This is a genomic window from Butyrivibrio sp. CB08 (assembly GCF_003625485.1).
Classification (GTDB): domain Bacteria; phylum Bacillota; class Clostridia; order Lachnospirales; family Lachnospiraceae; genus Butyrivibrio.
The window spans coordinates 175,217-201,473 of record NZ_RAIR01000007.1 but is presented as its reverse complement, the minus strand read 5'-3'; the positions used below and the strand labels follow the sequence as shown (position 1 = coordinate 201,473).

Annotated in this window: 19 protein-coding genes and 1 pseudogene; 16 read left to right on the top strand and 4 right to left on the bottom strand. The window is 47.0% G+C overall.

Features of this window, described 5'->3' with window-relative positions; translation table 11 throughout:
* The first annotated feature begins 257 nt into the window (after window positions 1-257).
* The 7 genes from tnpA (at window position 258) to purF (ending at window position 14,389) form a co-directional block, all read left to right on the top strand.
* Window positions 258-743, top strand: coding sequence for an IS200/IS605 family transposase (tnpA, locus tag D6855_RS12980; RefSeq protein ID WP_158589534.1), 486 nt, complete (start codon window positions 258-260; stop codon window positions 741-743).
* Between the two features lie 297 nt (window positions 744-1,040).
* Entirely contained in the window at window positions 1,041-2,810 is a 1,770-nt protein-coding gene (locus D6855_RS12975; RefSeq protein ID WP_120741774.1) for an ammonium transporter, read from the top strand.
* A 60-nt stretch (window positions 2,811-2,870) separates the two neighbouring features.
* Window positions 2,871-4,454, top strand: a complete 1,584-nt coding sequence (gene asnB, locus D6855_RS12970) for an asparagine synthase B (RefSeq protein WP_120741772.1) — start codon at window positions 2,871-2,873, stop codon at window positions 4,452-4,454.
* A gap of 18 nt (window positions 4,455-4,472) precedes the next feature.
* A complete protein-coding gene (locus tag D6855_RS12965; protein WP_120741770.1) occupies window positions 4,473-6,581 on the top strand; it encodes a glutamine synthetase III family protein in 2,109 nt (702 codons plus the stop codon).
* A 64-nt stretch (window positions 6,582-6,645) separates the two neighbouring features.
* Window positions 6,646-11,190, top strand: coding sequence for a glutamate synthase large subunit (gene gltB, locus D6855_RS12960; protein ID WP_120741768.1), 4,545 nt, complete (start codon window positions 6,646-6,648; stop codon window positions 11,188-11,190).
* A gap of 81 nt (window positions 11,191-11,271) precedes the next feature.
* Window positions 11,272-12,762 (top strand): glutamate synthase subunit beta, encoded by a 1,491-nt coding sequence (locus tag D6855_RS12955; protein ID WP_120741766.1) that lies wholly within the window; start codon window positions 11,272-11,274, stop codon window positions 12,760-12,762.
* Window positions 12,763-12,988: 226 nt separating this feature from the next.
* Window positions 12,989-14,389, top strand: a complete 1,401-nt coding sequence (gene purF, locus D6855_RS12950; RefSeq protein WP_243111925.1) for an amidophosphoribosyltransferase — start codon at window positions 12,989-12,991, stop codon at window positions 14,387-14,389.
* Window positions 14,390-14,626: 237 nt separating this feature from the next.
* Here purF and trxA read toward each other — a convergent pair whose 3' ends face one another.
* From trxA to D6855_RS17145, 4 genes and pseudogenes are all read right to left on the bottom strand, one after another.
* Window positions 14,627-14,944: a thioredoxin gene (trxA, locus tag D6855_RS12945; protein WP_120741764.1), complete on the bottom strand. Its 318-nt coding sequence runs from the start codon at window positions 14,942-14,944 to the stop codon at window positions 14,627-14,629.
* A 227-nt stretch (window positions 14,945-15,171) separates the two neighbouring features.
* Entirely contained in the window at window positions 15,172-15,921 is a 750-nt protein-coding gene (nadE, locus tag D6855_RS12940; RefSeq protein ID WP_120741762.1) for an NAD(+) synthase, read from the bottom strand.
* 41 nt (window positions 15,922-15,962) lie between these two features.
* The gene (gene pncB / locus D6855_RS12935) at window positions 15,963-17,168 is read right to left on the bottom strand and encodes a nicotinate phosphoribosyltransferase (RefSeq protein WP_243111931.1); all 1,206 of its coding nucleotides are present in this window, start codon (window positions 17,166-17,168) and stop codon (window positions 15,963-15,965) included.
* A 264-nt stretch (window positions 17,169-17,432) separates the two neighbouring features.
* Window positions 17,433-17,690 (bottom strand): annotated as a pseudogene (locus D6855_RS17145) (adenylyltransferase/cytidyltransferase family protein); the annotation flags it as partial.
* Between the two features lie 310 nt (window positions 17,691-18,000).
* On the opposite strand from D6855_RS17145, the gene D6855_RS12930 reads away from it, so the two are divergent.
* The 9 genes from D6855_RS12930 (at window position 18,001) to D6855_RS12890 (ending at window position 26,183) form a co-directional block, all read left to right on the top strand.
* Window positions 18,001-18,186, top strand: coding sequence for a hypothetical protein (locus D6855_RS12930; protein WP_330546961.1), 186 nt, complete (start codon window positions 18,001-18,003; stop codon window positions 18,184-18,186).
* A 171-nt stretch (window positions 18,187-18,357) separates the two neighbouring features.
* On the top strand, window positions 18,358-18,828 hold the full coding sequence (locus D6855_RS12925; protein WP_120741756.1) for a hypothetical protein: 471 nt from the start codon (window positions 18,358-18,360) through the stop codon (window positions 18,826-18,828).
* 57 nt (window positions 18,829-18,885) lie between these two features.
* Window positions 18,886-19,674, top strand: coding sequence for an alpha/beta hydrolase (locus tag D6855_RS12920; protein ID WP_158589532.1), 789 nt, complete (start codon window positions 18,886-18,888; stop codon window positions 19,672-19,674).
* Window positions 19,675-19,780: 106 nt separating this feature from the next.
* A complete protein-coding gene (locus D6855_RS12915; RefSeq protein WP_120741752.1) occupies window positions 19,781-21,358 on the top strand; it encodes a glycoside hydrolase family 28 protein in 1,578 nt (525 codons plus the stop codon).
* Window positions 21,359-21,443: 85 nt separating this feature from the next.
* Window positions 21,444-22,544: a pectinesterase family protein gene (locus tag D6855_RS12910; protein ID WP_158589531.1), complete on the top strand. Its 1,101-nt coding sequence runs from the start codon at window positions 21,444-21,446 to the stop codon at window positions 22,542-22,544.
* Window positions 22,545-22,605: 61 nt separating this feature from the next.
* A complete protein-coding gene (locus D6855_RS12905) occupies window positions 22,606-23,259 on the top strand; it encodes a ribonuclease domain-containing protein (protein WP_243111923.1) in 654 nt (217 codons plus the stop codon).
* A 10-nt stretch (window positions 23,260-23,269) separates the two neighbouring features.
* Window positions 23,270-23,545 (top strand): barstar family protein, encoded by a 276-nt coding sequence (locus tag D6855_RS12900; RefSeq protein ID WP_158589530.1) that lies wholly within the window; start codon window positions 23,270-23,272, stop codon window positions 23,543-23,545.
* Window positions 23,546-23,828: 283 nt separating this feature from the next.
* Window positions 23,829-25,097 carry an SLC13 family permease gene (locus D6855_RS12895; RefSeq protein WP_120741746.1) on the top strand — a complete coding sequence of 423 codons (1,269 nt, stop codon included), beginning with the start codon at window positions 23,829-23,831 and terminating at the stop codon, window positions 25,095-25,097.
* 51 nt (window positions 25,098-25,148) lie between these two features.
* Entirely contained in the window at window positions 25,149-26,183 is a 1,035-nt protein-coding gene (locus D6855_RS12890; protein ID WP_120741744.1) for an aldo/keto reductase, read from the top strand.
* The last annotated feature ends 74 nt before the right edge of the window (window positions 26,184-26,257 follow it).

The following is a 26,257-nucleotide window of genomic DNA, read 5'->3' as shown; positions in this document are numbered from 1 at the left end:
AAAAGAGGCTTGAATCCAGCCATTGAATCAACCGATGACGAATACTGCCTTAAGATGAAATTTGCCCTGTTGTACAGGATGGCTGATGACCTGCAAATATCTCTGCAATAGTCGTAGAGTATGTGGTTTTTGCTTATCCTGTATTGCCTTGTCCTGTACACGGTTGTAAATTCCTTAATAGTATTCTATAGCTAGTATTATAGCACACATTTCAGGATTAGACAAACATTTGTTCTTTTTGGATGTATGGAGATTATATGCAAAAATCAATAGCAGAATCAGATATTCTGGACGAATTCAGAAGAGGCTCTCATTCCGTATACAAACTCACATACCATGTGATTTTTGTGACTAAATACAGAAAGAAAGTAATCACAGATGAGATTGGTGATTTCATGAAGAATTACGCCGCTTACCTCTGTGGACGCATGAACAGCGAACTCATTTCAGCAGAGACAGATGTCGATCACATACATCTGCTGATCTCCATGCCACCTGATGTTGCACCTGTAAAACTCATCAACTCGTTAAAATCACAGCTGTCTAAAGAAGTGAGAAATACATATAGAACACACGTTGAGAAATACCTATGGGGAGATTCACCCTTCTGGAGTGCAAGTTACTTCTGTGCCACTACAGGAAGTGTTTCTCTTGACACGGTTAAGAAATACATTGAAGATCAGCAAACAGAAGAACACAAACGCAAATACATTAAGACGGGTAAATACAAAAAGAAAAGCTAGTGCGATTCATCCCACAACCGATTTCATCGGAAGGGGTTTTCTCGCACAATGTTTATAAAATTGGATAATTGTATACAAAAATACTTGACAAAGTTTTTCTCATCCTTTAAACTTCATATTCATAAAGACAAGGGCGTCTTAGAGCAGGATCATACTGCTCTAAGGCGCTTTTCGTTTTTAGTCAGGTAGGCGCTGCCTATTTGAACAGAATATAAGACGATGCAATGGGGCATCTGTACTGCAGCTAGCACAGTATGGGTCCCATTGCGTCGTCTTTTTTATTAGGAGGAGAAAGGTATGAGTGAAGAAATCTTAACAGCTATAGATGGTACCGTATTTAGCGTCTGGTTCCTTATCGGCGCAGCACTTGTTTTCTGGATGCAGGCAGGCTTTGCGATGTGCGAGGCAGGTTTCACCAGAGCTAAGAACACAGGAAACATCATCATGAAGAACCTGATGGATTTCTGTATCGGAACTGTCGTATTTATTCTTATTGGCTTCGGTCTTCTTCTTGGTGAGGACCTGGCAGGCTTTATCGGAAAACCAGGATTTGACATTTTCACAAGCTATGCAAGCTTTGACTGGTCAAACTTCGTATTCAACCTGGTATTCTGTGCAACAACAGCAACAATCGTTTCTGGATCAATGGCTGAGAGAACAAAATTCATTTCTTATTGTGTGTACTCGGCAGTTATCTCAGCAGTGATCTACCCAATCGAAGCGCACTGGACATGGGGCGGCGGATTCCTTTCACAGATCGGCTTCCATGATTTCGCCGGATCAACATGTATCCACATGGTAGGTGGTATCTCAGCTTTAATCGGTGCAGCTTTCCTTGGACCACGTATTGGTAAGTTCGAAAGAGACAAGGATGGCAAGGTAGTTAAGGTAAATGCTTTCCCTGGTCACAATCTTGTAGCAGCAGCTCTTGGTGTATTCATTCTCTGGCTCGGCTGGTACGGTTTCAACGGTGCAGCCTGCACTTCAGTTGATCAGCTTGGTTCAGTCTTCGTAACAACTACAATTGCTCCAGCTCTTGCAACAGTAACATGCATGATCTTCACATGGGTTAAATATGGCAAGCCTGATGTTTCAATGTGTCTCAACGCATCACTTGCAGGTCTTGTAGCTATCACAGCTCCATGTGATGTAACAGATGCCTTCGGTGCAATCGTCATCGGTGTCGTAGCAGGCCTTCTTGTTTGCTTCGGTGTATGGCTTCTTGATTACAAGCTTCATGTTGATGATCCTGTTGGTGCCGTTGCAGTTCACTGCTTAAACGGTATCTGGGGAACAATCGCAGTTGGTCTTTTCGCAACAAACTCAGCTCCTGGCTATTCAATTGCAGATGCAGCTGGAAACGAGATGGTAGGTCTCTTCTATGGCGGCGGATTTAAGCTCCTTGGAATCCAGATTGTAGGATTTGCAGCAACAGCAGCCTGGACAGCAGTAACAATCACAATCACATTCGTAGCTATTAAGAAGATCCTTGGTCTTAGAGTTTCAGAGGAAGAAGAGATACTTGGTCTTGATTCCACAGAGCACGGCCTTGCATCAGCTTATTCTGGATTTGCAATCATGGACGTTTCAAACACTCTGACCATGGGCGTAAACGAGAACACAGACCTCGGCGTAAGCGATTACGAAGAGGCATCCGAGTTCCAGAAGAAGGCTTCAGTACCAGTTGTTACAGCACCTGTTCATACTGAATCCGGAATACATAAAGTTGTCATCATCGCAAAGTTGTCCCGCTACGACAAGCTCCGCCGTGCTATGAACGACCTTGGCGTTACCGGAATGACTGTCACTCAGGTCATGGGCTGTGGTGTCCAGAAGGGCTCTGGCGACATGTATCGTGGAGTTGAGATGGATGCCACGCTCCTTCCCAAGATCAAGCTTGAAGTTGTTGTCAGCAAGATTCCTGTTGAGCAGGTTATTGAAGCAGCTAAGAAGACTCTTTACACAGGTCACATTGGTGATGGTAAGATCTTCGTTTACAGCCTCGACAACGTAGTTAAGATCAGAACTGGCGAGGAAGGTGCTGCAGCACTTGCAGACGTTGAGTAAGATCCAAAACGCGGGGCTGTCAAAAGCCCCGCAAATATATATGTAACAGGAGGAAGAGGTATGTGCGCAATACTTACATACACCAGAAAAGAAGCAGAGGAATCGTACTTTGCTGAGCTTCTTGCAAGGACAGCTTCAAGAGGCCCTGACATGTCAAGAATAATGAAGGTTAAAGGCGGATGGATGGGATTTAATCGTCTCTCTATCATGGGCCTTAATGAGGCAGGAATGCAGCCCTTTAATCTTGGCAATAATACGGTTATCTGCAATGGTGAGCTTTATGGCTTCAAAGCTCTGAGGAACTACCTCATAAGCCTTGGCTACAGCTTTAAGTCAGACAGCGACTGCGAGATACTTCTTCCATTATATGAAAGACTTGGAAGTAAAATGTTCGCCCTCTTGGATGCAGAGTTTGCTCTTGTTATCTATGACGGTGAAAAAGACAAGTTCGTAGCCGCAAGAGATCCAATAGGAATCAGACCTTTGTACTACGGTTACGACGAAGACGGATATATCCTCTTTGCTTCAGAGCCCAAGAACCTTACAGGAGCCTGCAAAGAGATCAAGCCATTCCCGCCTGGACATTACTACGAGGATGGCAAATTTGTCTGCTATAGAGATATGACCCAGGTAAAAGAGGTATCTACTGATCCACTTGAGTCCATCACCAAAAACATCCACGACAAGCTGGTAAGAGGAATTGAAAAGCGTCTGGATGCTGATGCACCGGTAGGATTTCTTTTATCAGGTGGTCTTGATTCATCCCTTGTATGTGGCGTTGCAGCAAAGCTCATGGATAAGCCCCTTGAGACCTTTGCAATCGGAATGGACATAGATGCCATCGATCTTAAGTACGCAAGGGAGGTTGCAGACTATATAGGAAGTAACCACCACGAAGTTATCATCACAAAAGAGGACGTAATCGGAGCTTTAGAGCCAGTAATACACGCCCTTGGAACCTACGACATCACCACCATCAGAGCTTCCATAGGAATGTATCTTCTGTGCAAATGGATCCACGAGAACACAGACATCAAGGTAATCCTTACAGGAGAGATTTCAGACGAGCTCTTTGGTTACAAATATACAGACTTTGCCCCAAGCGCCGAGGCCTTCCAGGAAGAGGCACAAAAGAGAATTCGCGAGATTCACATGTACGACGTACTTAGGGCAGACAGATGCATCAGCGTAAACTCCCTGGAGGCCAGAGTTCCATTTGGCGATCTGGATTTTGTTAACTACGTTATGAGCATCGATCCTGAAAAGAAGCTGAACACTTACGGGATTGGAAAATTTCTTTTGCGAAAGGCCTTTGAAGAAGACAAGGTTATTCCACACAGCATCCTCATGAGAGAAAAAGCAGCTTTCTCAGATGCGGTTGGACATTCACTTAGGGACGACCTTATGGAATACGCAGATTCCAAGTACTCCTACGCAGAGTACGAGAGGGAGAAAAAGAAATACACCCACGCTACACCGTTTACCAAGGAATCGCTTCTTTACAGAGATATCTTTGAAAAGTACTACGAAGGACAGTCAGAGATGGTTGACGATTTCTGGATGCCTAACAAGAACTGGAAGGGCTGCAATGTAACAGATCCATCAGCCCGAGTTTTATCGAACTATGGCGCCTCAGGCGTTTAAATTAAGGAGGAGAAAACTATGATCAAAGCAAGCGCACTCACAGAAGAATTTGGAAGTCTTGTTTTTAACGACAAAGTTATGAGGGACCGCCTTCCCAAGGACATCTACAAGGCAGTTCACAAAACAATAGAAAAGGGCTCACACCTTGAGCTCGACGTAGCTAACTGCGTTGCAGCAGTTATGAAGGAATGGGCAGTAGAGAACGGTGCAACACACTTCACACACTGGTTCCAGCCTATGACAGGTCTTACCGCTGAGAAGCACGACAGCTTCATCTCACCTATGGATGACGGCACAGTTATCATGGAGTTCTCTGGAAAAGAGCTTGTAAAGGGCGAGCCAGATGCATCCAGCTTCCCATCAGGTGGTCTTCGTGCAACATTCGAGGCAAGAGGATATACAGCATGGGATCCTTCATCACCAGCTTTCATCAAGGACGGATCACTCTACATTCCAACAGCTTTCTGCTCATACGGCGGTGAAGCTCTTGATAAGAAGACACCTCTTCTTCGTTCAATGGAAGCTCTGTCAAACGAGGGTGTTAAGCTCCTTCACCTTCTTGGATATGAGGATGTTGGAAGAGTAAATACAACAATCGGTTCCGAGCAGGAGTACTTCCTCATTGACAAGGACGATTACAAGAGAAGAAAGGATCTTTTGTTCACAGGAAGAACCCTTATCGGTGCTCCTGCAACAAAGGGTCAGGAAATGGAAGATCACTACTTTGGTGTTATCAAGCCAAAGGTTTCAGAATACATGCATGACCTTGACGAAGAGCTCTGGAAGCTTGGAATCCCAGCCAAGACCAAGCACAACGAGGTTGCTCCTTCACAGCATGAGCTGGCTCCAGTATTCGAGACAGCAAACATCGCTGTAGATCACAACCAGCTCACAATGGAAGTTATGAAGAAGGTTGCTGACAGACACAACTTCGCATGCCTCCTTCACGAGAAGCCATTCGAGGGAATCAACGGTTCAGGTAAGCACAACAACTGGTCAGTATGCACAGACACAGGACTTAACCTCCTTGATCCAGGCAAAAAGCCAGCAGAGAACATTCCATTCCTTGTATTCCTCATGGCAGTTATCGCAGCTGTTGACGAGTACGCACCAATCCTTCGCCTCTCAGTTGCATCAGCAGGAAACGATCACAGACTCGGCGGAAATGAGGCACCACCAGCTATCATTTCAATCTTCGTAGGCGATGAGCTTGCAGAAGTACTTAAGGCAGTAGAGGAAGGAGCAGATTACCAGGGCCAGGGCAAAGCACAGATGTCCATGGGAGCCACAGTCCTTCCACACTTCACCAAGGACAACACAGACAGAAACAGAACTTCACCTTTTGCTTTCACAGGAAACAAGTTCGAGTTTAGAATGCCTGGTTCATCAGTTTCAGTAGCAAACGCTAATATAGTTCTCAACACTGCTGTTGCTGAAGAGGTTGCCAAGATCTACAAGAAGCTTGAAGGCGTAAGCAAGGATGCACTTAAGGATAAGGTAATGGAGGTTCTTAAGGAAACACTTGCAGAGCATAAGAGAGTTCTTTTCAACGGAAACGGATACACAGACGAGTGGGTTGAGGAAGCAGCTAAAAGAGGTCTTCCAAACCTCAAGTCTCTTCCAGATGCAATGCCATACTGGATCAGTGACGAGTCAATCGAGCTCTTCACAAAGCACGGTATCTTCACAAAAGAAGAGATCCACTCAAGATATGAGATCCTTCTTGAGAACTACTCAAAGTCAGTACACATCGAAGCTCTCACAATGCAGGAGATGGTCAGAAAAGACCTCACAGAAGGCATCGTAGCTTACGAGAAGGATCTGACAAAAGAGATCATCCAGAAAAAGAGTGTTCTGGAGGGCGCAGGATGTGTTCTTGAAACCAGCGTACTTAAGGGCCTTGAGGAAGCATCAGGTAAGATGTTTGAAGCTCTTGAGAAGCTTGAAAAAGACACCAAGACAGCTGAAGGCAAGACAGAAACCCTTGATACCGCTGCATACTATCAGCAGACAGTCCTTGAGGATATGGATGAGCTCAGGAAATATGCGGATGCAGCCGAGGCTCTTATCCCTGATAAGTACCTTAGCTATCCAACATATGGACAGATGCTTTTCTCATTAAGATAAATAACAATCACCCCGCTGCAGGGCAATTTTGCGGCGGGGGATTTGACGTAAGGTAGGAAGAACAATGGAAACTTGGATGAATGAAAGAGACGCCTGTGGTATAGGTGCAGTAATAAATATCGACGGAAGTGCAGACAATAAGGTCCTGGACGACGCTCTGTCCATAGTTGAAAAGCTGGAGCACAGAGCCGGTAAGGACGCCACAGGAAAGGTTGGAGACGGTGTAGGTATCCTTGTGCAGATATCTCACGACTTCTTTAAAAAAGCAGCCAAGGCCGCAGGAATTTCTCTTGGAAGCAGGGGAGACTACGGTGTTGGTATGTTCTTTTTTCCACAGGATTCAATGAAGCGCATGTTTGCAAAGCGCATGCTGGAAGTCATCGCAGAGAAGGAGGGACTTAAGGTCCTTGGATGGCGTGATGTTCCAACACACCCTGAGATCCTGGGCGAAGTTGCAGTATCATGCATGCCTCATATTGCACAGTGCTTTGTAAAAAGACCTGACGGCGTAGCAAAGGGTATCGAATTTGACAGGAAGCTCTATGGCCTTAGAAGAGAGTATGAGAAGTCCTCAGACGATACTTATATCTGTTCATTTTCATCAAGAACCATTGTTTATAAAGGAATGTTCCTTGTAGGGCAGCTAAGGCTCTTTTACCAGGATCTTCTTGACCCTGCCTATGTGACAGCAATTGCCATGGTTCATAGTAGATTCTCGACCAACACAACACCTTCATGGCAGAGGGCTCATCCATACAGGATGATCGCCCACAACGGAGAGATCAATACTATCAGAGGTAACAGCGACAGGATGCTTGCAAGAGAAGAGACCATGTCCTCTGATGTTTTAGGAGAAGACCTTTCCAAGGTTTACCCGGTTATAGCTTCTTCGGGCTCGGACTCAGCTATGCTTGATAATACCCTCGAATTCCTTTACATGAATGGCATGGATCTTCCACTTGCCATGATGCTTCTTGTTCCCGAGCCCTGGAAGCACAACGACTTTATGGCCCAGGACAGAAAGGACTTCTACCACTACTACGCAACAATGATGGAACCATGGGACGGACCGGCAGCAGTTCTTTTCACCGATGGAGAGGTGTTTGGAGCTACCCTTGACCGTAACGGCTTAAGGCCATCAAGATACTATGTCACCAAGGACGGAAGGCTCATCCTTGCCTCTGAAGTTGGCGTACTGGATATCCCTGAGGAGAATATCCTTAGGAAATCAAGACTTTCACCAGGACACATGCTCCTTGTTGACACTAAGGAAGGCCGCATCATCTCTGACGAAGAGTGTAAGGACGGCTATGCAAGGAGAAGACCTTACGGCGAGTGGCTTGACAGGTACTTGCTTCACCTTGCTGAGCTTAAGATTCCTAATAAGAAGATCCCGGTTTACAGCCAGGAGATGAGGGACAAGCTCTACAAGGTATTTGGCTACTCCTACGAGGATGTAAAGAGCCAGATCATGCCTATGGCGACAACCGGCATAGAGCCTACAGTTTCAATGGGTACAGACATTCCTCTGGCTATGCTGTCAAAGCATCACCAGATGCTGTTCTGCTACTTCAAGCAGCTCTTTGCCCAGGTTACAAACCCACCTATCGACTCACTCAGAGAGAAGGTTGTAACTGACACTACAGTTTACATTGGATCAGACGGAAATCTCCTGCAGGAAAAGAACGACAACTGCAGGGTTTTAGAGGTTAACAATCCTATCCTTACAGGAGTTGACCTTCTTAAGATAAAGGCCCTGGATCAGCCAGGATTTAAGGTTGAGACCATATCTCTTTTGTACTACAAGAACACTTCAGTAGAAAGAGCTCTGGAGCAGCTCAACATTTCTGTGGACAGGGCTGCACAGGAAGGCGCAAACATCATCGTTCTCTCCGACAGAGGCGTTGATGAAAACCACATGCCTATCCCTTCACTTCTTGCTGTTTCTTCAGTGGAACAGCACCTGGTAAGGACCAAGAGGCGCACAGCGGTTTCCATTATCCTTGAGAGCGGCGAGCCAAGGGATGTTCACCAGATCGCAACATTGCTTGGATTTGGTGCCCGTGCCATCAATCCATATCTGGCTCACGAGTGCATCGCAGAGCTCATCGATATCGGACTTCTTGATAAGGACTATCATACTGCTATTGCGGACTACAACAAGGCTCTTCTTGGAGGCGTTGTAAAGATCGCAGCCAAGATGGGTATCTCAACCCTTCAGTCCTATCAGTCAGCAAGGATCTTTGAGGCCATCGGCCTTTCAAAGGAGCTTATAGACAAGTACTTTACCGGAACCACCAGCAGAGTTGGCGGAATCGGTATCGAGGAGATCGGTGAGGATGTGGAGCTTAGACACGACAGAGCATTTGATCCACTTGGACTTCACACCGACACAAGCCTTGATTCATTTGGTTTCCATTCACTTAGAAGCGGCGATGATATGGAAGACCACATGTACAGCCCTAAGACTATTGTTACTTTACAGAGAGCAGTAAGGGAGGGTAATTATGAACTGTTTAAAGAGTATTCAAATATGGTGGATGATGAGGACAGACCTCATACTCTTAGAGCTCTTTTGTCTATGGTTCCTGGCGGCAAGCCAGTACCAATTGACGAAGTTGAGAGCGAAGAGGAGATCGTAAAGAGATTCCAGACTGGCGCCATGAGTTATGGTTCCCTTTCAAAGGAGGCTCATGAGACTCTGGCTATCGCCATGAACAGGCTCGGCGGAAAGAGCAACACCGGTGAAGGCGGAGAGCTTCCAGAGAGATTTGGAACCGAGAGAAACAGCGCCGTTAAGCAGGTGGCATCTGGACGATTTGGCGTTTCAAGTCAATATCTTCTTAGCGCAAAAGAGATCCAGATCAAGATGGCACAGGGCGCAAAGCCGGGAGAAGGAGGACACCTGCCAGGCAAGAAGGTTTACCCTTGGGTAGCGCAGACAAGATTCTCAACCCCAGGCGTAGCCCTTATCTCACCACCACCTCATCACGATATCTATTCAATCGAGGATCTGGCACAGCTTATCTACGACCTCAAGAATGCCAACGACAAAGCAAGGATCTCAGTCAAGCTGGTTTCTGAAGCAGGCGTTGGAACAATTGCATCAGGTGTAGCCAAGGCTGGAGCACAGGTAATCCTTATTTCAGGTTACGACGGAGGAACTGGCGCAGCGCCTTCATCTTCCGTTCATCACGCAGGACTTCCTTGGGAGCTCGGTGTTAGCGAGGCTCATCAGTCACTTATCGACAACGGCCTTAGAAGCCGCGTGGTTCTTGAGACCGACGGTAAGCTCATGACAGGAAGAGACGTTGCAATCGCAGCACTTCTTGGCGCAGAGGAATTTGGTTTTGCCACAGCTCCCCTTGTATGCATGGGCTGCATGATGATGAGAGTCTGCAACAAGGATACATGTCCTGTTGGAATCGCAACCCAGAACGAGGAACTTAGAAAGCGCTTCAAGGGTAAGCCTGAGCACGTCATGAACTTCATGATCTTCATCGCAAGACAGCTTCGTGAGATCATGGCTGAGCTTGGCTTTAAGACAGTTGAAGAGATGGTCGGCAGAACTGACTGCCTTAAGATGAGAAGCTATAGCGGAGAGTTAATGCCAAGGAACGCCAGAAAGAATGCGGCAGATCTTTCAAGGATCCTTGACCAGAAGTACGCAGGCAAGGAAAAGAGCTATTTCGATCCTTCAGATGTATTTGACTTTGGCCTTGAGAAGACCCTGGATTCAAAGGTTCTGATCCCAGAGTATGAGAAGAACAAGAAGGCTCTTAAGGCTGCTGGTACAGGTTCTAAGAAGGCTGGTAGTGGCGTTGGTGTATCGGTAGACATCTCAAGTACCGACAGAAGCTTTGGTACTCTTCTTGGCAGCAGGGTTACAGCGGACTTTGGCGACAGCCTTCCAGACGACAGCTTTGTTGTTGAGGCCCATGGCGGCGGTGGACAGTCCTTTGGTGCATTCCTTCCTAAGGGCGTGACACTTAAGCTCTACGGCGATGCAAACGACGGCTTTGGAAAGGGCTTATCTGGCGGTAAGGTCGTTGTAAGACCTTCAAAGAAGGCAACCTACAAGGCTCACGAGAACATTATCATCGGTAACGTTGCACTCTATGGGGCAACTGCCGGAAAAGCATATATCTGCGGTGTCGCAGGCGAGAGATTCTGCGTTCGTAACTCCGGAGCAGTAGCTGTAGCAGAAGGCTGCGGCGACCACGGTCTTGAGTACATGACTGGCGGACGTGCTGTAATCCTTGGTATGACTGGTAAGAACTTTGCTGCTGGTATGAGCGGCGGAATCGCCTACGTACTTGATAAGGAGCACACTCTTTACCTTAGGATGAACAAGGATATGGCATCCCTCTACGAGGTTACAGAGAAGTACGATATAGCTGAGCTTCAGAGCATCCTTGAGGACTACGTTGCAGAGACTGATTCTGATTTCGCAAAAGAGATCCTGGCTCATTTTGAAGATTATCTGCCAGATTTCAAGAAGATCGTGCCTAACGACTATCAGAAGATGATCACTGCAATCGGTAGATTTGAGGAGCAGGGAATCGATCACGAACACGCTGTACTTGAGGCGTTTAAAGAATTGGCGTAAAGCGTCAGATGAGTGTTGGCGGCAATGAGCCGCCTGGCGGGAGACCGTCGGAAATTTAGGAAATGGGAGATCATAATTGTCATGGGAAAAGATACAGGCTTTTTGGAATTTCAAAGGAAGAATAATGGAGACGTCCCTCCTAAGGCAAGGATACTTACCTTTGAGGAATTCCATACACCCATTTGTTCTGAGGAGAGAAGAAATCAGGCTGCAAGGTGCATGAACTGTGGCGTTCCTTTCTGCCAGTCCGCTATGAGTTTAAGCGGAATGGTGGTTGGATGCCCGCTTCACAACCTGATCCCTGAGTGGAACGACGAGATTTATAAGGGACATGATGAGCATGCTTTTGCAAGGCTTCGTAAGACCAGCAATTTCCCTGAGTTTACAGGTCGTGTATGTCCTGCTCTTTGCGAGAAGGCATGTATGTGCGGACAGTATGGGGATTCAGTCACAGTCCATGACAACGAGCTGTTCCTGGTGGAGAGCGCCTATGCCAACGGATATATCAAGCCTGTTATCCCTGAGATCAGAAGCGGCAAGGAGATAGCTGTAGTAGGAAGCGGCCCTTCAGGTCTTGCAGTAGCTGATGAGCTCAACCACAGAGGGCATCTTGTAACTGTCTTTGAACGTGAGGATGAGATCGGTGGACTCCTTATGTACGGCATTCCTAACATGAAGCTTGATAAGAGCGTTATAGTGCGCAGGAGAAAGCTCATGGAGGAAGAAGGTGTTACATTTGTAACCGGCGTTGATGTTGGTAAGGATAAGAAGGGCGCTGAGATCCTTAAGGCCTATGACGCAGTTGTTTTGTGCTGCGGAGCCAAGAAGCCAAGGCCTCTTGCTGCAGCAGACCCTGCAGAAGTTAAGGGCGTATACTACGCAGTTGATTTCCTTACAAGGAACACCAAGGCTCTTATGAAGGCTGAGGACAGAAGCGTAGAGGCTCTCAAGAAGCAGAGCGGATTTATCGATGCTGCCGGCAAGAATGTAGTCATCGTTGGCGGCGGTGACACAGGTAATGACTGTATCGGAACAGTAATTAGACACGGTGCAAAGAGCGTTACAGCCCTTGAGATGATGCCTAAGCCTCCAGTAGAGAGAGCAGAGAGCAACCCATGGCCAGAGTGGCCAAAGACCTTAAAGACTGACTATGGCCACGAGGAAGCCATCGCAGTATTTGGTCAGGATCCAAGAGTATTTGAGACAACAGTTAAGAGTGTTACCACCGATAAAAAGGGACACTTAAAAGAGATAGAGACAGTCAAGGTTGCATTCAAGGACGGCAAACTCACAGAAGTAAAGGGTTCAGAAAAGAAGATCAAGTGCGAACTTCTCCTTATCGCAGCCGGCTTTATCGGATGTGAGGACTACGCAGCAGAGGAGTTTGCTGTAGCAAGAGGTCCACGTGGCGCGGTTGCAACACCTGAAGGAAGCTACCATATTCCGGATACAAAGATCTTCTCCGCAGGTGATATGCGTAGAGGCCAGTCCCTGGTAGTGTGGGCAATAGCTGAAGGTAGAGCATGTGCAAAAGAAGTTGACGAATATTTAATGGGCTATTCAAACCTATAAAGATAAAGCAAATAAGTAAGTTTTTTTGGTGGAAATTGGTCTATCCAAATCTTTTTGCTAGTCATATAATACCTAGTGAAAAACGATATTGCTGATGAAAATCATCAAATATCATAATAGAATTATCTGAATATATCAGCCCCAAGCCACCTCCAAAAAACCCTTGACGAGGTTAAGCGGCAGCCTCGAGGAAAAGGGTTTTTTGGAGGTGGCTTGGGGCGGAAATATGGAGACAAACTATATGTCATTCGATGAGATACATGAGGAGTGCGGCGTCTTTGGTATATACGCGCCTGCTGGAACTGAGGTTGGCAGGGACATTTACTATGGCCTGATGGCGCTTCAGCATAGGGGACAGGAGTCTGCCGGCATTTCAATTTCGGATACTGCAGGTCCTAAGGGCAACATCACCACCAAGAAGGGAATGGGCCTTGTAAACGAAGTCTTTGAGAAAAAAGATTTCGCCACACTTACAGGAAACATCGGCGTTGGCCATGTGCGCTATTCAACCACCGGCGGCAGCTGCATCGAGAATGCCCAGCCCATCGCCATGAACTACATCAAAGGAAGCCTTGCTCTTGTTCACAATGGCAATATCATGAATGCCGATGAGATCAAGGAGAGGCAGATGTACAGGGGTCAGGCCCACTTCACAACTTCCGATTCTGAAGTACTTGCCTACGAGATCATCAGCGAGAGAATCCAGTCTCCAAGCATTGAAGATGCAGTTATCAAAGTAGCTGGAACTCTTAAGGGCGGATATGCCTGCATCATCATGAGTCCAAGAAAACTTGTGGCAGTAAGAGATCCATTTGGAATCAAGCCACTTGTCCTTGGAAAAAGAGATAAAGCCTATATTCTGGCTTCTGAGACAGCGGCTATTGATGCTGTTGGCGGTCAGTTTATCAGAGATATCAAACCTGGCGAGATTGTTACCGTTACAGAGGATGGTCAGCTTCTTAGCAATGAATCTCTTTGCCAGAAGCATCATGCTCACTGCGTATTTGAGTATATTTATTTTGCAAGAACTGATTCTGTTATTGATGGAATCCTTGTTCATGAAGCCAGGATCAGAGCAGGTCAGGCCCTTGCCAAGAGAGAGCCTGTAGAAGCCGATATCGTTGCAGGTGTTCCGGACTCCGGACTTGCGGCAGCAGAAGGCTATGCCAAGGCTTCAGGAATTCCTTTTGCTCTGGCTTTCCACAAGAACAGTTATATAGGAAGAAGCTTTATCAAACCTACAGACGAAGAGAGACATTCAGCAGTTCATATGAAGCTCAATGTCCTTAGGGATGTGGTAAAAGATAAGAGCATAGTTCTCATTGACGATTCCATCGTCAGAGGAACTACCATGAAATATATCATCGAGATGCTTCGTCAGGCAGGAGCTAAAAAGGTTCACGTAAGGATCAGTGCACCACCTTTCCTGTATCCTTGCTATTACGGTACTGACGTACCAAGCTCGGGCCAGCTCATAGCATCTGACAATTCCTATGAAGAGATCAGAAAGAAGATCGGAGCTGATTCCCTCGCATATCTTCAGATAGAAGATTTCAAGGAAATGCTTGGTGATCTGGAACTTTGCAAAGCATGCTTTGACAGTAAATATCCGGTTGGAAAAGATTGATACATTGAAAACGCCCTGGGGCATACGTCCAGGGCGTTTTCATGTGTTATGAGTGTTTTATGTTTCAAATGACGGAGGGGACCGACATTTGAAGTGAGAGGAAAAAAGTTACGCGATAGCACGAGTCGGTCGGACATGCTAGCATGTCCATCCGACGACGCTCGCGGGATCAGATGTCTCTTGAGACATCTGATATGATATATCTGAAACGGCGAAACTATAACCGTTGTCAGCAAATTAAAGCTGTGCGTCAAGCCTTGCAGCAAGAGCTTCTGCAGGCATTGCACCAGTCATGGTGTCAACAACCTCACCATTCTTAAAGATAAGGAAACTTGGGATAGACATAATGCCATATTTAGCTGCCAGGTCTCCATTGTCATCAGCGTTGATCTTGCCAACCTTGATCTTGCCATCATAGGTCTCTGCCATCTTCTCAACAGTTGGCATCATCATCTTGCAAGGTCCGCACCAGTCTGCGTAGAAATCTACAAGAACTGGGATATCGCTGTTAAGTACTTCTGCTTCGAAATTAGCTTCTGTGAATTTATATTCCATAAGAGTTCTCCTTCCTAGAGTTGATTTCGTTACGATTTGTTTCTTGATACAATTATATTTAACACAATCTAAATGTATTGTCAACAATTTAATTGTAAAAATTTTTAAATTTGTCATCGGATTTTTATGAAACCGCCTATTTTCAAGAAAAAGGGACGCCACGTTTAGTGGCATCCCTTGATTACAGCCTGGCTTTTGCCAGGAATTGTCCTATGTATTATCCTATTTCATCCCCTCTTATACATTGGGATTGTCTGCAGCTTATGAAGGTTAAGTCTGTGCAGGCGGTCGATCTTTTCCTTGGTGGTCTGATCTTCAATCTCGCCAGTGAGAACGTAGTGGTCAAGTACTGCGTAGGTGAAGCCAAGCTTGTCCTCGTCGGACATTCCTGAGAGGCCGTCGGATGGAGTCTTGTGGATAAGCTCTGTTGGAAGACCAAGAGCATCTCCGATCTGGAGCATCTCGCTAACAAGGTAATCTGAGCAGGGGCTGAAGTCTCCGGCTGCATCGCCATACTTGGTGGAATAACCAACCCAGTCCTCAGACTTGTTGCAGGTGTTGGCAACGCGTCCGCCCTCTGGAAGAGACTGTGCAACAGCATAAAGAGTTGTCATCCTGATTCTTGGCGGAGTATTGATGATAGCATCCTTGCCAACCTCAATGCCGGCTGCTCTAAGAGCAGCATACTCGCCTTCTACAGCGGGATTGATGTTTACAATATAGTGCCTGATACCAAGGAACTCCACAAGCTTCTTGGAATCAGCGATATCCTTCTGCTCGCCGTTTGGCATCAGAACGCCCACAACGCGATCTTTACCAAGAGCCTTAACTAGAAGCGCTGAAACGATGGAAGAATCCTTACCACCTGATACTCCGATAACGGCATTTGCCTTAGGACCATTGTTCTCAAACCAGTCCTGGATCCAGGCTACAATCTTTTCTATCTCTTCATTAGCATTAAATCCATTAGTACTCATTTTCATATCCTCCTGGCGCTAGAGGGAGCAGCAAGCTGCCCTTAAGCCTCCTCGTGCTCCATTCTCCAGTTGATGCATCTCTGCAGGTAATCAACGTAGTCAGGGTTCTTGCACATGCCCTTGCCTTCTACGTCTGAAACCTTAGCTACATCCTGTCCGTTGCAGGCTGTGGTTTTCATTACGATGTTGAGGGCAGGAACCTTGGTGTCGTTTGCAATGTATGTTCCGATTCCGAAAGCAACCTTGGCTCTTCCATCAAAGTGTGCGTGGATGTTGTTAGCGCGCTCGAAGTCAAGGCTGTCTGAGAACAGAAGAGTCTTGGTAGCTGGATCGATGCCAAGTGACTTGTAGTGCTCGATCATCTTCTCGCCCCACTCGATTGGATCTCCGCTGTCATGGCGAACGCCAGAGAACAGTGTTGAATAAGTCAGCTGGAAGTCTCTGAGGAAGCAGTCTGTTGTGATGGCGTCTGTAAGAGCAGTTCCGTTCAGGATACCATACTCCTTAACCCATGCATCAAGAGCGTACCAGTTTGAGTAAGCAGGGTTGTGCTTGTGATTGCCCTGTCCAACGCACATGATCCACTCGTGAGCCATGGTTCCAACAGGGTTAACTCCTAGCTTCTTAGCAAGGAGAACATTTGAAGTTCCTACAAATATTGACTTACCAAGCTTGGAATCTCTGAGCTTCATAACTGCAAGTTCCTGAGCCTCAGCTGATAATCTTCTCCTTAAGCCGAACTCTGAGAAGGCCCCGAGATTGTATGTTTCATTAGTCAAAAGAGCTATCTTCGCATCGAGTCTCTCCTCGAAGGATTCCATGAGCTCCTCATAGTCATAAGCCATTCTGAAATAAACTTCGTTGACGATGGCAAGAGTTGGGATTTCGTACATGGAAGTGTTGAGCCATGTTCCGTTGGTCTCGATTGAAAGTCCGCACTCAGCCTCATCTGTAATAGTAAAGTCTTCGTATCTTGGATGCCACAGTCTAAGGAAATCAACGTATGATTTCTTGATCCACTTGATGCCTGCAAGGTAGTTGAGCTCATCCTCTGTGAAGTTTAAGTCGCAGTACAGGTAGATCTGTCTCTTTATCTCGTCCACCATCTCTTTTGTGAAGTGCACGTCCTTGTTGCGGCACTTGAAAGACCATGTGGTGGTGTAGTCCGGGAACTGGTGATAGATTGCCTGACCCATTGAAAATTTGTAAAGGTCAGTTTCAAGTAAACTGTCAATAATTGGATTCATAGGATCCTCCTCGAGTTTTCCTGTCTTACGCAGGTATTGTTCAAAAACAAAATTGATATCGCCAAGATGAACCTGTGGATTGTTTCTGATCTGGGTTCCGCTTGCCTTTATCACAGTGCGGTCCACAAGGACAAATTTGTGGTCCGGATATATAGGCTGGAGCTTCTCAACGTAAGGAGGCTCTCCTGTGTACCATGTAAACTCTGCGCTGTCAGGTTCTATACCTGCGGAGGCAAAAAGCTCTTTTCCCCAGGCTACCCAGTTCTCGTGGGTAAAGGTTCCATCAAGGCCGATCTTCTTGTCGTCGATAAGACCGATGACTACTCTTGGATTGTCCCTGAATATCTCTTTTACCAGCTTGTAGCGCACTGTAAATGGAAGAAAGTCTTTGCCGCGGTCCTGCTGATAGCCACAGACAGCGATGATCATGCGGTCGTTCTCAGAAAGCGCACGCTCGATCAAAGACTCATGTCCCTTGTGAAGAGGTATGAAACAGCCAAATACAATTCCTATCTTTTCCATAATAATGTCCTCATCCGCACTCCATTGTGCTCTTACGATTGTACCACAATTACAGCCCATGCAAAACCCCGCATAAACACTGGCTTTTTTGTGCGCTAATCATAAAGCCTAAAATCTTTATTTCCAAGAACACATTCAATGATTGCATATCAAACGTTTTCTTTAGAAGCTTTTAATAATCTTAATTTAAGCTTCATCATATTCATTTTCTTTTAAGCTGAATCTACAAAAAACAGGTGCTTGTATGATTTTTTGTGTGATAGTCAGACATGTACCATATAAGTATCAAAGCTAGGAGAGGATCATGCCTATGAAAAACAGCAGGGGAACATTCATCGTAAAAGTTGATAATTACCAAAATGGCACCTGGCAGGGCAGAGTCATCTGGGCTGATGAAAATGTGACAGAGCATTTCAGAAGCGCCCTGGAGCTGGTTAAGCTGATCGACGAAGCAGTTGATGCAAGGGCCATTAGTCGGAAGCAGATATCAAGCTAAAAGGAAAAAAGAGAGCTAACGGATTAAGTCTTAAGGGACTTAAAATGTGAGACGGATGGGCCGCGCGGTAATTTTACTGCGCGGCTCATTCTATTTGGCAAATGTGAGGGGGACTGTGGTATACTAAAGTAAGTTATCGAGACTTTGTATGAAAAAGGAATTCGGCGTGATATGAGTGAATCAAAGCAGATGCTTTTTGCGAAAAATCTTATATGTGTTTGCATCAATGACAATCAGGACGCAGACTATCAGGGCGTGCTCTACCATCAGTATGCTGATGGCCCTATCGAGTTTAATGGAACAGCAGAGATGGTTATTGAGATGGAGAAGCTCTTTGATGAGTGGGATTTCCCTCAGAGGGGCCTTGCTGAGCGCAAGTTCGACAAGAAAAAAGAGAATCACTCAAGACCTGTTCCTGATTCAGATGATGACAGGCTTAAGATCGAGATCATCTCTGATGCCAACGGAGTGCGCAATGTCCAGAACAAGAAGGGCAAACTTGGAACCTTTGTGGTTCAGGTTGTCTTCAGACAGGATGCTACATGGCAGGGACATGTGATCCACCAGGAAGAGAATGAGAAGATTGATTTTGGAAGCGCACTTGAGCTTATCAGGATAATGGACAGAGCGCTGACTAAGTAAGCAAGCATTTTGCGCCTTGGCTGGCGTTTTATTAGTAGATGTGGTTGGTAGTTGAGTTTGGATAAGAAGAAAAAGATTAAGAGAATAATTCTGATTTTGGCTTTGTTGCTGGTTGTCTCTCTTGTGGCCGCCTTTGTGGGCTTCAAGATTTACACCAGCAATTATTATGCTGCGGATGAAAAAGAGATTGAAGAAGTCCGGGATCTTGTCGGCGATAAGGCCATATCTTTTACTGACGAGACGGGAACGGTTTTTATTCCTTCCGGTCAGGACACCAGGGCAGTCATCATTTTCTATCCCGGTGGTAAGGTTGAGTTTTCAGCCTACAGCAGCCTTATGTACGAGCTCGCTGCAAAGGGGTATGTCTGCGTGATTCCCAAGATGCCGGACAACCTGGCATTTCTCGGGGTTGATGTGATCGACGATATCCGAAGGAAATACGCAGAAGAGATGACGATTGTAGGTGACGTTGACTGGTACCTTGCAGGGCACTCTTTGGGAGGTGTGGCAGCAGGCAGGTACCTGGCTGAGAATGCAGGGAATGCTAACGGAGGCTTTAAGGGACTGATCCTGTGCGCGTCCTATCCGGCGGATGACCTTTCGGGGACGAACCTTCGTATGTTGTCCATCAGGGGCTCCAACGACGGCGTTTTAAAAGCAGATAAATACGAGGAGAGCAGGGGCTTCTGGCCTTCTAACTCCACCGAGAAGGTCATCGACGGCGGTATCCACAGCTACTTTGGAAGCTATGGTATCCAGGCTGGGGACGGTACTCCAACCATCTCCAATCAGGAGCAGATCGAGATCACTGCGAGCCTCATCGACGAGTGGATCTCGGGCAACTAAATTCGTCCTGTAACTGCAAGTTTTACTTCATGAATTAACAAGGATTCTAATGCAGACAATGATATGATGTAGGGGAATAATTGTCGTTTTTACAAGTGGAGGGTTTATGCAGTTTAACATCGTAGAAATATTCAACCGAAGCGTCACAGCAGAGCTTGTCTCTGACAGGATCTTCAAGCAGGATGCCGAGTTTGATGTTTATATCAATGGGGAAAAGAAACTTCGTACAGACAGAAATGTATTCTCTGTTATGGGGCTTCTTCCCGATACTAAGTATGTGATTAAAGTTGAGGCCGGTGACGGCTCTTTTTCCGAAAAAGAGTTTGTGACAGGCCATGAGTCTGTGCTCCTTGATGTCAGAGAGTTTGGTGCCAAGGGCGACGGCGAGACACCAGATACTGCTGCAATACAGGCGGCTATCAGCTGCTGTCCCAAGGACGGAACCGTTTATCTGCCAGCAGGTGACTACTATTCGACAGCTCTTTTCCTAAAGAGCAACATGACCCTGTGGCTTGATGAAGGTGCTAGGATCCTTGGAGATACTGACAGGACGCACTACCCGATCCTGCCTGGTATGACCAGGACTACCGACGAGAAGGACGAGTACAATCTGGCAACCTGGGAGGGCAATCCCCTTACCAGCTTTGCTTCACTTATTACGGCGATTGATGCCGAGAATCTTGATATTATCGGGCCTGGAACCATCGATGGCAACGCCCAGAATTCTGACTGGTGGAAGGATGCCAAGAAAAAGCGCATTGCGTGGCGTCCAAACGACATGTATCTGGTGCGCTGCAGGAAGGTCAGGGTGCAGAACGTGACAATCCAGAATTCTCCATGCTGGACCGTGCATCCATATTACAGCGATGACCTGGCTTTCCTTAATCTTTATATCCACAATCCATCTGATTCACCAAATACCGACGGCCTTGACCCTGAGAGCTGCAGCAGTGTGCGCATTCTGGGAACCGTGATCTCTGTTGGCGACGACTGCATCGCAATTAAGAGCGGCAAGTACTACATGAGCCTCAAGCACCACAAGGTCACTGAGGACGTGGTTATCCGCAACTGCAAGTTTGAGCGCGGACACGGAAGCGTGACTGTGGGCTCTGAGATCGCTGGCGGGGTAAAGAATGTGAGGGTTTCCCAGTGCATTTTCGATGGAACGGACAGGGGACTTCGCATCAAGACAAGGCGCGGTCGCGGAGAGAGGTCCGTGCTTGATGACATTCTTTTTGAAAACATTGATATGAGCGGGGTTCACATGCCCTTTACTGTAAATATGTTCTATTTCTGCGATCCCGACGGACACACGGACTACGTGCAGAATCAGGAGCCTGCTCCTGTTACGGAGATGACTCCTGCGATCGGAACTATTGCAGGAAGGAACATAAACTGCGAGGGAGTAAGCGCCTGCATGCTGTGCGCTGTGGGACTTCCAGAGAGCCCAATAGGTAAGCTTCAGTTTGAGAATATCAAGGCGAGCTTCCTGCCTGAGGCAGAGCGTGTGCCTGAAAGGCCTGTTATGATGGATAACTTCGACGAGATGACAGGACGCAGCATCTACGCCAAGAACGTAAAAGAGCTGGTCCTTAAGAACGTGGAGATACATGGTTGTGCGGACACAGCGCCAGAGCTTCTCGGCGTTGAGAAGCAGGAACTTAGTGAGGTGGAATACTGCTGATGCCTGGCGTTGGTAGATAGGGAAGTGTTGAGCGCCCGAAGGGCGCGTAGGATATGCGCTAAGGCGCATGAAAGGCGGTTCTAATATGCTTGAGATAAGAGTTGCGAAGAGCGGTGGTGATTTTTCTTCAGTTCAGGAGGCCATTGAGGCTGTGCCTTACGAGGAAAGCGCTAAGATCGTGATAGGCGAAGGTGTTTACCGCGAGAAGATCTTCTGCGAGAAGAAGGACATCACATTTGTTGGTGCGGGAATCGATAAAACCGTCATCGATTTTGATGACTACGCCAACGAAGTTATGCCAGATGGCAGCAAGCGCGGCACTTTCAGGAGCTACACTGCTTTCTTTGGTGGTAAGAGAGTTGAGGTCAGGGACATGACCATCCGCAACAGCGCTGGAGACGGCCGAGTAGTGGGTCAGGCAGTGGCTGTTTACGCTGATGCAGACGTATGCCTCTTTGAGAACGTTGAGATGAACGGCTGTCAGGACACTCTTTTCTGTGCACCTCTTCCACGAGCTGAGAGACAGAAGAACGGCTTTATGGGGCCAAGGGTCATGACCGAGAGGCGCCTTACAAAACAGTATTATAAGAACTGCATTATCACTGGAGATGTGGACTTTATCTTTGGCGGTGCTGATGCGGTGTTTGATGATTGCAAGATCACATGTAATGACAGGCAGCACGGCGGATTTGCAGACCTGGCGGGGGCTTCTGGCGGAGCAGTTGCGGGCGGTAAGCTGGACAAGGACCAGATCGATGTGACTGAGCGCCTTGTAAATGGCTATGTTACAGCGACCTGCGGACGAGCAGAAGATCTGGGTTTCGTGTTCAGGAACTGTGTGATCACTGGAGCAAAGGGCTGCGAAGAAGGAAGTGTATTCCTTGGACGCCCTTGGCGCGAGGAAGCAAGGACCGTGTTCCTTAACTGCGCCTGCGACAAGAGCATTGCTCCACAGCGGTTCTCTGGCTGGGGCGGCATAACAAAGGACGAGCCCGAGACATTTTATGGAGAATTCGGAACCAGGCTGATAGAGGGCGAGGCTGGTGCGACCGGCGCCGCGGCTTTTGGCGGAGAGCTGGTGGACCTTTCAGGCAAGAATCCCTGGGTTAAGGATATCGATGAGAAGCTTGCCGAAGAGCTTTCTGCAAGAGCAGATGAAGTTGTGAAGGTTTGTGCTGGGAAGTGAAGGGCATAATCGCCATGTGCGAGTAGTGCTTTGTAAAGCTAGTATTTTTTGAGAGTGGCAAATGAAGAGAAGCAGTATATTTGGACAATTTAAGAGATGGTCGCTGGCGACTCTGCTTGTAATGGCGCTTGTGCTATCTTCAGTTGGATGCGACAAGAAGCCGGCAGCTAAGCCCGATGGCGGAGCGACAGAGGCGAGTTCAGCTGAAATTATTGCATCGATTCCAGCAACGGAAGCGTCCGAAGCAGGAACTGCAGCGACGATCGACCTTGCGCAGTTTGCAAGCAGTAGCGACGCAGACACGCAGGCGACTGACACCCAAACGGGCAGCGAAACTGCGAACAACGCTTCTGCGGTGGCTAGCGAGGAAGCACTTCTTGACGAGGATGGCATCTACACCACCAAAGAAGACGTGGCGCTGTACATCCACACTTATGGGAAGCTTCCACAGAACTTTATGACCAAGAAGGCGGCCAAGAAGCTCGGATGGAGCGGAGGCTCATTGGAGAGCTTTGCGCCGGGAATGTGTATCGGCGGCGATTATTTTGGCAACTATGAAGGAATTCTTCCGGAAGATAAAGAGTATCACGAGTGCGACATAGACACGCTGGGCAAGAAGAGCCGCGGCGCTAAGCGCATCATTTATTCCGATGACGGTTATATCTACTATACAAAGGACCACTACGAGAGCTTTGAACTACTGTATGAGCCATGAGGATCAGACTATGGGACAGGTGTTTTACATCGACTTAACTGGAATATCAAGTAAAGAGGAGCTACAAGCTCTTTTGACAAAAGAACTGCCTCTTCCGGACTATTATGGCAGTAATCTGGATGCGCTATATGACGTACTTACGGAACAAGGTGAGGGCTGGAACCTTATCTTTTACAATGTTACAAAGATAACAGTTGATATGGAAAACTATCTGACGAAGCTTCAGAAGATGTGCAAAAACGCAGCAAATGAGTGCGACAATCTGCAGATCAGATTCTTCCCGTAATTAGGAAAAACCTGCAAAAAAACTATATCAGCAACATCCAATATTTGTTTGACAGCCACCACTTTTTTCTTTAATATTATCTTGATAAGAGGGAGTAGCTGGTTGGCACTTGTGCCGGCTGTCGGGCCCGTCAGGACGATGCATGTGCATCCGAGCCCGGCATAAGGTTTTTTACTTTACTGACAGCAAGACTTTTGTCGTAGCAAGGGGCTATGGCATAAGTCTTTTTTCTTTAATATGAAGAATTTCACTGCTTGCCCTATCAAATCGGAGGAAAAAAGAATTGAAGACACTAGCTATTATTTTGTTTGTACTCATGTACGTTCTCATGATCGCCCTTCCCAAGAGGCGCGCGATTGTGGCATTAACAACAGCTGTTATTTTTGTGATAACAGGAATCCTGCCACTTAAGCAGGTATTTGGAGCCATCGACTGGAACGTACTAATGATGATCTTTGGTACTATGGTTATCGTTGATTACTTCATCGAATCCAAGATGCCAAATCTTATTGCAGAGAAGCTCCTTGATGCAGCGCCTAATGTATTATGGGTTACCATTTTCATGTCGCTGTTTTCAGGAATCATCTCAGCTTTCATCGACAACGTTGCAACAGTTCTCATGGTTGCCCCAGTTGGCTTGGCTATCTGCAAGAAGCTTAAGATCTCACCGGTTCAGATGATCATCTGTATCGCGGTTTCATCTAACCTTCAGGGCGCAGCAACACTGGTCGGCGACACAACATCTATCATGCTGGCTGCAGCAGCCAAGATGGATTTCAACGACTTCTTCTGGATGGACGGTCATCCAGGTATCTTCTTTGCAGTTGAGCTCGGTGCTCTTGCCACAGTTCCTATCATGATGTGGATGTTCCGCAAGGACAAAGAGCCTGTAAGCAACGAAGAGCACACAACAGTAACTGACTATGTTCCAACCATCATGATGCTTGGACACGTAGTTCTTCTCGTATTCGCTTCATTCATTCCAAACAAGCCAGACATCACAAACGGCGTGATCTGTATGGTTTGCGGAATTATCAATATCGTCTGGGAGATCTTTTTATCCAAGGGCACAGACAGCATGTGGCATTCACTCAAGGCCATCGACTACGATACAATGCTGCTCCTTGCCGGACTGTTCTGCGTAATCGCAGGTATCACCAATGTTGGAATCATCGATGAGTTCGCAAATCTCATCGCTACAAGCGGAAAGGGCAACGTATTCCTGCTTTACACCATCATCGTATTTGGATCCGTTGCAATTTCAGCATTTATCGACAACATCCCATACGTTGCGACAATGCTTCCGGTTCTTGCATCACTTTCAAGCGTAATGTCAGTAAGCCCACTTCTTCTGTACTTTGGACTTCTGATCGGAGCAACCCTTGGCGGAAACCTTACACCAATCGGTGCTTCAGCTAACATCGCAGGCGTAGGAATGCTTAGAAAAGAGGGCTATGAAGTATCCTTTGGCGACTTCATGAAGATCGGCATTCCATTTACACTGACAGCTGTGTGTGTTGGATATTTGTTCATTTGGATCGTTTACGCGTAAACTGCGCATGGCAAGTGCGCTTGGCAGCACCACCAATTAAGGAGATTTAATATGAGGCAGATCACACTTGGCAAAACTGGCATAACTGCGCCACAGAACGGTTTTGGCGCCCTTCCAATCCAGAGAGTATCTGAGGAAGAGGCTGTTAAGATCCTGCGCAAAGCTTTCGAGGGCGGAATGACCTATTTTGACACCGCAAGAGCGTACACAGACAGCGAGGTTAAGCTTGGCAAGGCTTTCGGAGAAGCTGGCCTTCGAGACAAGCTCTTTATCGCAACCAAGACAGCTGCAACTACGCCAGAGGCCTTCTGGTCTGACCTTGAGACTTCACTTAATAACCTCCAGACCGACCACATCGACCTCTACCAGTTCCACATGGTAAGCCAGTGCTACAGGCCTGGGGACGGAACTGGCATGTACGAGTGCATGCTAAAGGCCAAGGAGCAGGGCAAGATCCTTCACATCGGAGTCACAGCCCACAAGCTCATGGTGGCCAAAGAGTGCATAGAATCTGACCTCTACGAGACCCTTCAGTTCCCTCTTAGCTACCTTTCTTCTGAAAAAGAGATCGAACTTGTCCAGATGTGTAAAGACCACAACATGGGTTACATCGCCATGAAGGGCCTGGCTGGCGGCCTCATCAACCGCTCCGATGCTGCAATGGCCTTCATGAACCAGTTCGACAACGTCATGCCTATCTGGGGAATCCAGAAGGAAAAAGAGCTTGATGAGTGGCTTTCATATTTTGACGTTACGCCAAGCATGACCGGCGAGATCAGCTTTTTTGTCCAAAAAGAAAAGGCAGAGCTTGCAGGAGACTTCTGCAGGGGCTGTGGATATTGTATGCCTTGCCCAATGGGCATTAAGATAAACAACTGCGCGAGAATGTCACTTATGATCAGGCGCGCGCCATCCAAGGGCTGGCTGTCTGAGGAATGGCAGGCCGAGATGGCCAAGATCGACACCTGCATAAACTGCAGAGCCTGCACCACCAAGTGCCCTTACGAGCTCAGTACTCCTGAGCTTCTCAAGAAAAATTACGAGGACTACAAAAAGGTACTTGCGGGTGAAGTGTCAGTGATGTAAAATGGTTTCGCACAATCTATTTTTGGTGTGGTGAAAGATTTTTTGGCGCTACAGAAATGGCGTTATAGGAGTAA

Bases quoted from the DNA above. Each gene is read 5' to 3' on its own strand.
- tnpA (WP_158589534.1), top strand. From the start codon at position 258: ATGCAAAAATCAATAGCAGAATCAGATATTCTGGACGAATTCAGAAGA.
- D6855_RS12975 (WP_120741774.1), top strand. From the start codon at position 1,041: ATGAGTGAAGAAATCTTAACAGCTATAGATGGTACCGTATTTAGCGTC.
- asnB (WP_120741772.1), top strand. From the start codon at position 2,871: ATGTGCGCAATACTTACATACACCAGAAAAGAAGCAGAGGAATCGTAC.
- D6855_RS12965 (WP_120741770.1), top strand. From the start codon at position 4,473: ATGATCAAAGCAAGCGCACTCACAGAAGAATTTGGAAGTCTTGTTTTT.
- gltB (WP_120741768.1), top strand. From the start codon at position 6,646: ATGGAAACTTGGATGAATGAAAGAGACGCCTGTGGTATAGGTGCAGTA.
- D6855_RS12955 (WP_120741766.1), top strand. From the start codon at position 11,272: ATGGGAAAAGATACAGGCTTTTTGGAATTTCAAAGGAAGAATAATGGA.
- purF (WP_243111925.1), top strand. From the start codon at position 12,989: ATGGAGACAAACTATATGTCATTCGATGAGATACATGAGGAGTGCGGC.
- trxA (WP_120741764.1), bottom strand. From the start codon at position 14,944: ATGGAATATAAATTCACAGAAGCTAATTTCGAAGCAGAAGTACTTAAC.
- nadE (WP_120741762.1), bottom strand. From the start codon at position 15,921: ATGAGTACTAATGGATTTAATGCTAATGAAGAGATAGAAAAGATTGTA.
- pncB (WP_243111931.1), bottom strand. From the start codon at position 17,168: ATGAATCCAATTATTGACAGTTTACTTGAAACTGACCTTTACAAATTT.
- D6855_RS12930 (WP_330546961.1), top strand. From the start codon at position 18,001: ATGAAAAACAGCAGGGGAACATTCATCGTAAAAGTTGATAATTACCAA.
- D6855_RS12925 (WP_120741756.1), top strand. From the start codon at position 18,358: ATGAGTGAATCAAAGCAGATGCTTTTTGCGAAAAATCTTATATGTGTT.
- D6855_RS12915 (WP_120741752.1), top strand. From the start codon at position 19,781: ATGCAGTTTAACATCGTAGAAATATTCAACCGAAGCGTCACAGCAGAG.
- D6855_RS12910 (WP_158589531.1), top strand. From the start codon at position 21,444: ATGCTTGAGATAAGAGTTGCGAAGAGCGGTGGTGATTTTTCTTCAGTT.
- D6855_RS12905 (WP_243111923.1), top strand. From the start codon at position 22,606: ATGAAGAGAAGCAGTATATTTGGACAATTTAAGAGATGGTCGCTGGCG.
- D6855_RS12900 (WP_158589530.1), top strand. From the start codon at position 23,270: ATGGGACAGGTGTTTTACATCGACTTAACTGGAATATCAAGTAAAGAG.
- D6855_RS12890 (WP_120741744.1), top strand. From the start codon at position 25,149: ATGAGGCAGATCACACTTGGCAAAACTGGCATAACTGCGCCACAGAAC.